At 63.7% G+C, this 9,265-nt stretch carries 11 protein-coding genes and 1 other RNA gene; 7 read left to right on the forward strand and 5 right to left on the reverse strand.

Going from position 1 to position 9,265, the window contains the following annotated elements:
- Positions 1 to 830, reverse strand: an 830-nt coding sequence (nudC, locus tag AC1DT3_RS05970) for an NAD(+) diphosphatase (protein WP_477464332.1), incomplete at its 3' end; no start/stop codon positions are given.
- Positions 831 to 833: 3 nt separating this feature from the next.
- Entirely contained in the window at positions 834 to 1,250 is a 417-nt protein-coding gene (locus AC1DT3_RS05975) for an HIT domain-containing protein (RefSeq protein ID WP_477464333.1), read from the reverse strand.
- Between the two features lie 122 nt (positions 1,251 to 1,372).
- Between AC1DT3_RS05975 and ffs the strand changes: the two genes are divergently transcribed.
- The 7 genes from ffs (at position 1,373) to AC1DT3_RS06010 (ending at position 7,060) form a co-directional block, all read left to right on the forward strand.
- An RNA gene (gene ffs / locus AC1DT3_RS05980) (signal recognition particle sRNA small type) lies at positions 1,373 to 1,469 on the forward strand.
- A gap of 52 nt (positions 1,470 to 1,521) precedes the next feature.
- The gene (locus AC1DT3_RS05985) at positions 1,522 to 3,336 is read left to right on the forward strand and encodes a DNA polymerase III subunit gamma/tau (protein ID WP_477464334.1); all 1,815 of its coding nucleotides are present in this window, start codon (positions 1,522 to 1,524) and stop codon (positions 3,334 to 3,336) included.
- 5 nt (positions 3,337 to 3,341) lie between these two features.
- Positions 3,342 to 3,662, forward strand: coding sequence for a YbaB/EbfC family nucleoid-associated protein (locus AC1DT3_RS05990; protein ID WP_477464335.1), 321 nt, complete (start codon positions 3,342 to 3,344; stop codon positions 3,660 to 3,662).
- A gap of 6 nt (positions 3,663 to 3,668) precedes the next feature.
- Positions 3,669 to 4,274 carry a recombination mediator RecR gene (gene recR / locus AC1DT3_RS05995; RefSeq protein WP_477464336.1) on the forward strand — a complete coding sequence of 202 codons (606 nt, stop codon included), beginning with the start codon at positions 3,669 to 3,671 and terminating at the stop codon, positions 4,272 to 4,274.
- A 78-nt stretch (positions 4,275 to 4,352) separates the two neighbouring features.
- Positions 4,353 to 5,195, forward strand: coding sequence for a 2,3,4,5-tetrahydropyridine-2,6-dicarboxylate N-succinyltransferase (gene dapD, locus AC1DT3_RS06000; protein ID WP_477464337.1), 843 nt, complete (start codon positions 4,353 to 4,355; stop codon positions 5,193 to 5,195).
- Position 5,196: 1 nt separating this feature from the next.
- Positions 5,197 to 6,360: a succinyl-diaminopimelate desuccinylase gene (gene dapE / locus AC1DT3_RS06005; protein WP_477464338.1), complete on the forward strand. Its 1,164-nt coding sequence runs from the start codon at positions 5,197 to 5,199 to the stop codon at positions 6,358 to 6,360.
- Between the two features lie 109 nt (positions 6,361 to 6,469).
- Entirely contained in the window at positions 6,470 to 7,060 is a 591-nt protein-coding gene (locus tag AC1DT3_RS06010) for a hypothetical protein (RefSeq protein ID WP_477464339.1), read from the forward strand.
- Here the strand turns inward: AC1DT3_RS06010 and truA are convergent.
- Genes truA through fmt form a run of 3 tightly spaced genes read right to left on the reverse strand, consistent with a single transcriptional unit; the run spans position 7,004 to position 9,232 of the window.
- Positions 7,004 to 7,798, reverse strand: a complete 795-nt coding sequence (gene truA / locus AC1DT3_RS06015; RefSeq protein WP_477464340.1) for a tRNA pseudouridine(38-40) synthase TruA — start codon at positions 7,796 to 7,798, stop codon at positions 7,004 to 7,006. The genes AC1DT3_RS06010 and truA overlap by 57 nt on opposite strands.
- A gap of 1 nt (position 7,799) precedes the next feature.
- Positions 7,800 to 8,303 carry a GNAT family N-acetyltransferase gene (locus AC1DT3_RS06020; RefSeq protein WP_477464341.1) on the reverse strand — a complete coding sequence of 168 codons (504 nt, stop codon included), beginning with the start codon at positions 8,301 to 8,303 and terminating at the stop codon, positions 7,800 to 7,802.
- The gene (fmt, locus tag AC1DT3_RS06025; protein WP_477464342.1) at positions 8,300 to 9,232 is read right to left on the reverse strand and encodes a methionyl-tRNA formyltransferase; all 933 of its coding nucleotides are present in this window, start codon (positions 9,230 to 9,232) and stop codon (positions 8,300 to 8,302) included. Before fmt ends, AC1DT3_RS06020 begins: the two co-directional genes overlap by 4 nt.
- Positions 9,233 to 9,265: the final 33 nt, after the last annotated feature.

The raw sequence follows: 9,265 nt of genomic DNA on the forward strand, positions 1-9,265 counted from the left end.
GGGTGCTCTCCACCGAGCATCAGGCGCACCATGTCCTTCGAGAACCAGCGCGCGTCTTCCAGTTCGGCCTCGTCGATCGAAATGGCATCCGTCAGCGCTTCGCCGATGCAGCCGATCATCAGAGACGATGGAAACGGCCAGGGCTGGGACGCAAGATAGCGCACCGTCCCGACACGCACGCCCGCTTCCTCGAATGTTTCGCGACGAACCGCATCCTCGATCGTTTCGCCGGGTTCGAGGAAACCCGCGAGGCAGGAATAGCTCCTGGGAGCGAACCGAGCCTGACGACCGAGCAGGCATTTGTCGCCACGTGCGATCAGCATGATCACGACCGGATCGGTGCGGGGAAAATGCTGCGTGCCACAGGCGGCACAGTCGCGTCTGAAGCCCGCATGAGCGAGCGTCGTCGACGCACCGCAATTGGCGCAGAAGCGATGGCGGGCGTGCCAATCGAGAATCGATTTCGCCGTCGCGAGCAGACCGAGTTCTTCTTCCGGCACGAGGCCCTGCACGGCGATGGACCGCAAGTCGGCGACGACGAAATCGGAATCGTCGCGAAACAGATCGGCGGCATCGGGAGGCGCCAACGTGGCGACCGTCGGCCGGTCCTTGAACGTCCCGAGAAAAACTTGTTCCTTGCGGCGAGGGAGGCGCGCGAGGGCGGAGGCGGGAAGGAGACCGGTTCCCGGCACTCCCGCACGCAAGATCGGAATGTCTCCCGCGAGAATCACCATCGCCGTTCGCGGATCGGCGGCGTAGCGGGCAAGAGCGGTCGGATCGCCCTCGGCCGTGTGGCGGATGAGGGGGTTCGAAGCGTAGCCTATCGTCATGATTCAAGCGGCCATGAAGAGGGCGGCGGCGCGATCGAGCATCGCCGTTGCCGCATGGTCAGGGTAGGGTGAACGGGTACCGTGGCCCCAGACAGGGCCCGGCCAGGCCGGGTCGGAGCGGAAGCGGCCGATGACGTGAACATGAAGCTGCGGAACGATGTTGCCGAGCGCACCCACATTGATCTTGTCGGGCTTCGCGAGCGTGGCCATGACGCCTATCGCAATACGGATCTCGCGCATCAGTTCGGCTGCCTGCTCATCCGTCAGGTCGGTCAACTCGCTCGCTGCCGCCACCCGTGGCACAAGGACGAACCAGGGAAAACGGGCGTCGTTCAGCAGGAATACGCTGGAAAGGGAGAGATCGCCGATCGGCAGGGTGTCGGCCTTGAGCCGAGAATCGAGGCTGTAGCTTGTGGACATGCGGCCACGTTAGCCGAGCGCCGCGCCCCCTGCCATCCCTCGGGGGCATTCCTCCTCGGCATTCCTCCCGTGCAGCGCGCTAGCAACTTGCGTTCCGGATCCGAAAACCTCATATAGACGCCGGGAGGTTGGCGAGGGACGTCTCACTCGCCAACCGGGTCAGATCCGGAAGGAAGCAGCCCTAACGAGACCGAACGGGTCTTCGTCCAGCCTCCCACCCTGACGCTCCGCCGAATCGGAGCTCGACCTCCATTCCAAGCCCCAATAGCCGATGGACGAAACAACAGCCGGCACGCCCCTGAACGACGAGCCGGCTCTGCCGGGTTTTCCGGCTGTGCCGAAAGCCGACGCGGCATCGCCCTACCGTGTGCTCGCCCGCAAGTACCGTCCGAACACTTTCGAGGATCTGGTCGGCCAGGAGGCGATGGTTCGCACCCTGTCGAACGCCTTCGAGACGGGACGTATCCCTCAGGCCTGGATGCTGACCGGCGTTCGCGGCGTGGGAAAGACGACCACCGCTCGAATCCTCGCACGTGGCCTGAATTACCAGAAGGCGGATGGCTCCGGCGGGCCGACGATCCACATGCCGGAGTTGGGACAGCATTGCACGGCGATCATGGAATCGCGCCATGTCGACGTGCTCGAAATGGACGCCGCGTCGCACACCGGCATCGACGACGTCCGCCAGATCATCGACGGTATCCGGTATTCGCCGGTTTCGGCTCGTTACAAGGTCTACATCATCGACGAGGTTCACATGCTGTCCGAGAAGGCGTTCAACGCCTTCTTGAAGACGCTGGAGGAGCCGCCGCCGCACGCAAAGTTCATCTTTGCGACGACTGAAATCCGCAAGGTCCCCGTCACCATTCTATCCCGTTGCCAGCGCTTCGATCTGCGCCGCATCGAGGCCGACAAGCTCGTCGCTCATCTCGGCCGTATCTGCGATGCCGAGCATGTCGGGGCGGAGCCTGAAGCGCTCGCAGCGATTGCCCGTGCCGCCGAAGGTTCCGCGCGCGATTCGCTGTCGCTGCTCGATCAGGCGATCGCCCATGGCGCCGGTATGGTGAAGGCCGATACCGTTCGCGACATGCTCGGCCTTGCCGACCGCACGCTGGTCATCGATCTGTTCGAAGCCGTGATGCGCGGTGATATTTCGGCGGCCTTCGCCGGTCTTCGYGCGCAATACGACGCAGGTGCCGATCCGGGCATGATCCTCTCCGATCTCGCCGGTTTCGCCCATACCGTCACGCGCCTGAAACTGATTCAGGAAGCGGCGAAGGACCCGGCCCTTTCCGAGATCGAACGGACCCGCGGGCTCGCTTTCGCACAACAATTGTCGGTGCGTGTTCTCTCCCGAACCTGGCAGATCCTCCTGAAGGGCCTTCCCGAGGTTCAGGCATCGAACCGTCCCATCGCGACCGCCGAAATGGTTCTCGTGCGTCTTGCTTATGCTGCGGATCTCCCGACGCCGGATGAGGCGTTGCGCGCATTGAAGGACGGCGCGCCGCAATCGTTCGGATCTACGCCGTCGCCGTCACCCGCGCCCCCGCGGCCATCGGGACCTTCCGTGTCCGGAAATATCGCGCTCGCAACGTCGCAAGCGGTCCCGCAGCCGCGGCCCGAGGCGCCTCAGAGCGCGCCGGTCATGCGGCTGCGCCGCTTCGAGGACGTCGTCGCGCTCATGGGCGAGAAGCGAGAGATCGTTCTCAAGACTGCGTTGGAACGAGACGTGCGGCTGGTCCGTTTCGAAGAAGGCCGCATCGAGTTCAATCTCGCGGACGGCGCCAACCGGACGATCGCCAACGACCTGTCGCGTGCCCTGCAGCAATGGACGGGCCAACGCTGGATCGTCGCCTTGTCGTCGCAGGACGGCGCGGCGACGTTGAAGGAAACGGCCGATGCCGCGGAGAAAGAGCGCAAGGACGGCGCGGCGTCTCATCCGCTCGTGCAGGCCGTGCTTTCGAAATTTCCCGGCGCGCAGATCGTCAACGTGGTCGAACGTGGCGAGAAAGCCGCGGACGACACATCCTCGGATGCGGATGCACTGATCCCGGTCGAACCTGAATCCGACGACGAACTGGAGTAGATATCATGCGCGACATCATGGGATTGATGAAGCAAGCCCAGGCCATGCAGCAGAAACTTCAGGATGCTCAGGCCGAACTCGAAAACGTGGAAGTCGAAGGCACCGCCGGTGGCGGCGCCGTCGTGGTCAAGGTGTCGGGCAAAGGCCATCTGCGCGCGATCAATATCGATCCGTCACTCATGAATGCGGACGAGAAGGAGATTCTCGAAGATCTCATCGTCGCCGCCATGAACGACGCCAAGGGCAAGACCGAACGCGTCGCCGAAGAGCGGATGGCGGAGCTCACGAAGGGTTTGCCGCTGCCCCCCGGTCTGAAGCTGTTCTAAGCGTCGATGGCTCAAACGGTCGGCGGCCCCGAGATCGAGCGCCTGATTCAGCTCTTGGCGCGTCTGCCCGGACTCGGGCCGCGCTCGGCGAGGCGCGTCGCGCTCCACCTCATCAAGAAACGCGACACGTTGCTCAGTCCCCTGAGCGACGCGATGCGGGTTGCAAACGAGCGGATCGTCATCTGTTCGAGMTGCGGGAACGTGGATACGTCGGATCCCTGCACCATCTGCGTCGATCATCGCCGAGACCCCTCGATCCTCGTGGTGGTGGAGGATGTTTCCGACCTCTGGGCGTTGGAGCGAGCTGGGGCGATCAATGCACGCTACCATGTGCTTGGCGGGGTTCTCTCGCCGCTCGACGGCGTGCGGCCAGAGCACCTCAATCTGGACAAGCTGGTCGCTCGCGGATCGGAGCCTGGGGTGACGGAGATTCTTCTCGCGCTCAATGCCACCGTCGATGGTCAGACGACCGCTCACTATGTCACCGACCTCTTGAGCCACCTTCCCATCAAGGTCACGCGTCTGGCCCATGGTGTGCCGGTGGGAGGAGAGCTCGACTATCTCGACGAGGGTACGCTCTCAGCCGCAATCCGCCAGCGCACGGCGTTCTAGCCCGCAATCCTTCAGGTGACAGGCCGCAGCGTGGTTGGTAAGCAGGCCCGCCCCGCAACGTTAAGCCCGAGCTGTTTCATGTCTCTGACCGATCTCGCCCGCACCATCGATGCCGCCTTCGAAGACCGCGCCAATGTGGGCGTCGCGACCAAAGGTGCGATCCGGGAGGCGGTCGAGCAATCGATTGCTCTGCTCGATTCCGGCAAGGTGCGGGTAGCGGAGAAATCCGGCAACGACTGGAAGGTCAATCAATGGCTGAAGAAAGCCGTACTTCTGTCGTTCCGCCTCAACGACATGGCCGTCATCAAGGGCGGCCCAGGCGCGGGAGTCTGGTGGGACAAGGTGCCCTCGAAGTTCGACGGCTGGACCGAGACTGAGTTCAAGGAAGCCGGTTTTCGTGCCGTCCCCAACTGCACTGTTCGCCGGGGCGCCTACGTGGCGCCGAACGTCGTGCTGATGCCATCCTTCCTCAACCTGGGCGCTTATGTGGACGAGGGCACCATGGTCGACACCTGGGCCACCGTCGGCTCCTGTGCGCAGATCGGCAAGCATGTCCATCTGTCCGGAGGCGTGGGCATCGGCGGCGTTCTGGAGCCGCTCCAAGCCAACCCGACCATCATCGAGGACAATTGCTTCATCGGGGCACGCTCGGAAGTGGTGGAAGGCGTAATCGTGGGTGAGGGATCCGTGCTCTCCATGGGCGTGTTCATCTCGGCCTCGACCAAGATCATCGACCGCAACACCGGTGAGATCTTCATCGGCCGCGTGCCGTCCTATTCGGTCGTCGTCCCCGGGTCGCTCCCCGGCAAGCCCCTTCCGGACGGCACACCTGGCCCGTCCCTCTATTGCGCCGTCATCGTCAAGCGAGTCGATGCGCAGACTCGGGCCAAGACGGGGATCAACGAGTTGCTGCGGGATTAGCATGCCGCACGACACCTCGCCCCTCGCTCTCGCTCAATCCCTTCTCCGCTGCCCCTCCGTTACCCCCGTCGAAGGCGGCGCTCTCGGCTTCATCGAGGACGTGCTGACGGAAGCGGGTTTCGAGGTCCACCGCCCGGTCTTCTCCGAGCCGGGGACGCCGGAGATCGAGAATCTGTACGCTCGTTTCGGCTCGGGAAAGCCGTACCTGCTGTTCGCCGGTCACACGGATGTGGTCCCGCCGGGTGACGTGAGCCGGTGGCGGCATGATCCGTTCAGCGGCGCCATCGACGGCGGCGTGCTTTACGGSCGCGGCGCGGTCGACATGAAGGGCGGGATTGCGTGCATGATGGCCGGCGCGCTGTCCTATCTGCGCGACAACCCGGATTTCCCTGGCTCCATCGGCTTCCTGATTACGGGTGACGAGGAAGGCCCCGCGATCAACGGGACGGTCAAGCTGCTCGCGTGGGCACGCGAGCGCGGCGAGCGCTTCGATCATTGCATTCTGGGCGAGCCAACCAATCCTGAACATCTCGGCGACATGATCAAGATCGGCCGGCGTGGGTCGCTGACCGGACATGTGGTCGTCGAGGGAAAACAGGGCCATGTCGCCTATCCCCATTTGGCCGAGAATCCCATTCCCGGGTTGATGCGTCTGCTCGCCGGTCTTCTCGCGACGCCGCTCGACAGCGGGACGGATCATTTCGACGCCACCAATCTCGAGTTGACGACCTTCGATGTCGGAAACACGGCCTCGAACGTGATCCCGGCGCAGGCGAAAGCGACGTTCAATATCCGATTCAACGATCTATGGTCGCCGCAAAGCCTGGAGGACGAACTTCAGCGTCGTCTGCGGGAGGCGGCGGGCAATGCGGTGCGCTACGAACTCGTCATCGAGCCGACGAACGCCATAGCCTTTCTGACGCCGCCGAACGACTTCGTGACGTTCATTGCCGACGCGATCGAAGCCGAAACCGGACGCCGCCCGAAGCTTTCCACCACCGGCGGCACCTCGGATGCGCGCTTCATCGTCAAAGATTGTCCGGTCGTCGAGTTCGGCCTCGTCGGGCAGACCATGCACCAGGTGGACGAGCGGGTCGTGATCGCCGACCTCGACCGGCTGGCGGCGATTTACCGCAAGCTGCTCGACGCCTATTTCGCAGCCTGACCCTGACAAGAGGCCCATCCTTAGCCATACTAGACTAAAGTCTTAATTTGGCAGGAACTGACCTCGCCTTGGACGGTTCCGCTCGGGAGATCCTCTGCTGGAGGCTGCGATGATCGTTTCGGCCGACGAAGTAAGATGCTCCTTCAGGGGCACACTCGATTTCATTCACAGTCGGACGGAAGGCTTGGGGGCTTTCGATCTCACCGAGCGCGGGTTCCGGCGCTCGTTCGCGGCGATCTGGCTCGCCCTCCCGGCCTACGTGGTGTCCCTCGCCTTCGAGCGCTTTCGTCTCGGCTTGTTGCAGCCCGACCGTGCCCTTCTGAGCTACCTGTGGCTCGATCTGGTGGTGGCGCTGAGTTACGCGGCGAGCTTCGTCGCGTTGCCGCTTGCCATGATCTGGATATCGCGCCGGTTGGGGCGGACCGATCGCTATCTTCCCTTCGTGGTCGTGACCAATTGGATCACGGTGCTCAGCCTGCTCGTCCTGTCCGTACCGACACTGTTGCTCGTCATCGGGTGGGCGACGCCCGGCCTAGCCCTGATATTCACGGTTGCCTTCGGGATCATCGTACTGCGCGCTCAATGGTTCGCCACAAAAGTGACGCTGGGCGTTTCGAGCGGTCTCGCTTTCGACATCGTTCTGTTAGGCGTCTGCCTCAACGTCGCGATCGCCGGACTGACGAGAAATCTCATCGTGTGACGGGTAATCCACCCCGATGAGATAAAGACCCGCGGAAGGAGCCATCGGGCCGCAGCGTTGGCGGTCGCGCGCGTCGAGTGCCGCTTTCACATCCTCGATGGCCCACTTTCCCGCACCGACGCGCTCGAGCGTGCCGACCATCGAACGCACCTGATGATGCAGGAACGAACGAGCGGAGGCGAAGATGCGAACCTCATCGCCGATCCTTTCGACATCGAGCCGATCGAGCGTCCGGAGCGGCCCGCTCGCCTGGCATTCCGCCGCGCGAAACGTCGTGAAGTCGTGTCGTCCGACGAGCGACTTCGCGGCTTCGTGCATCGCGTTCGCATCGAGTTGCCACGCCACATGCCACACTCTGTTCGCATCGAGAGCAGGTGGAGAGCGGCGGTTCAGAATGCGGAACAGATAGTGCCTCTTCACGGCGGACATTCGCGCATTGAACGAGTCCGGCACCAGCGCAGCCGAGAGGATCGCGATCGGATGCCCTTTCAAATGCGCATTGGTTGCGTCGCGCACCGTGTCCGAGGGCCAAACTTTGTCGAGATCCACATGGATCACCTGGTGCGTCGCATGCACGCCTGAATCCGTGCGGCCGGCGCAGTGAATGCGGATGTCGTGGTTGGCGAAGCGCCGGATAGCTCTCTCCACCGCTTCCTGCACCGAGGGTCCATTGGTCTGGAGCTGCCAGCCCTTGTAGGGCGTTCCGTCGTACTCGACGACAAGCTTGTAGCGCGGCATCTCACCTAAGCTCCGCGAAGGCGCCGGCGTAGCGCAGTGCGATGGGCCGAACCGGCGTATGCTCGCCAGACAGCATGAAGCCCTGGAGATCGTCACCATCATAGGGCGTGCGGAAATGCGAAGCGCATTCGGCGGTGAAACCGAACCGGCCGTAATAGGCGGCATCGCCGAGGACGAGGACGAGCTGCTCGTGATCCCGCTTCAGCCATTCGAGCCCGCGCTCGACGAGTGAGGATCCGATACCGGCATTCTGGCGCGAGGGCATGACGGCGAGGGGGGCGAGTGCGCTCGCGCGCATGCCGACATCGTTCGCGAGGCGCGAGAACGCGATATGCCCGACGACTTGATCCGAGACTGCCACCAGAGACAGGACGAGGTCTCCATCAATGCGCAACCGATCGACAAGGGTCGCCTCGGCATCTCCACCGAACGCGACGCGGTGGAGAGCATGAATAGCCTCCCTGTCTTTCGGCCTTTCCTGACGAATCTCGATTGTTGCGCTCATAAGAGCTTCGTGCCGGGTTCCAGACGGACGCCGCGCAGGAATTCGTCGGCGCTCACGGGCGACTTGCCCGCCCGCTGAACCTGGACAAGGCGCACCGCGCCCGTCCCGCATGCGATCGTGCCGCGAGAGTCGAGCAGCATACCGGCTTCGCTGCCGCCTTCCGCCCGCGCAGTGCGCAGCACCTTGACCCGCTCCTGTCCCTTGCCGAAATCCGCCATGAAAAACGCGCCGGGAAACGGGGAGAGACCACGAACATGGTTGTGGACGTCCTCTCCCGACAGGCTCCAGTCGATCTTGGCGTCCTCGTTGGCGATCTTATGCGCATAGGTCACGCCGATTTCCGGCTGTGGGGTGAAGTTCAGACCGCCGCGCGAGAGGGCGGCGAGCGCTCTCACCATGAGGTCCGCACCGAGCACCATCAGTTTGTCGTGCAACTCGCCGGCGTTCATGTCGGGGCCGATGGCGACGCGTTCCGCCATTCCCACCGGGCCGGTATCGAGGCCGGCTTCCATTTGCATCACCGCGACGCCGGTCTCCGCGTCGCCCGCCATGATTGCGCGCTGGATCGGAGCAGCGCCCCGCCAGCGCGGCAGGAGGGACGCGTGAAGATTGAGGCATCCGAGCTGAGGGGCTTCGAGAATCGCCTTCGGCAGGATCATGCCATAGGCGACGACGACGGCGACGTCGGCTTCGTGGTCGAGAAAGGTCGCGCGCGCTTCTTCCGTGCGCAGGGTCACCGGCGTGTAGACCGGCAGAGCGAATCGATCGGCCATGGCCTGGACCGGCGACGGCTTCAATTCCATGCCGCGCCCGGCCGCGGCGGGCTCTCGGGTATAGACGGCCACCACGTCGTGACCCTGACCCATGATTTCGGCCAGGGTCGGCACGGCGAAGTCGGGTGTTCCCATGAAGACGACGCGGAGTGTCATGTGCTGCTCACCTCTCGCTTCGCGGCCTTCTTG

This window comes from Microvirga sp. P4_G7 (assembly GCF_056401005.1).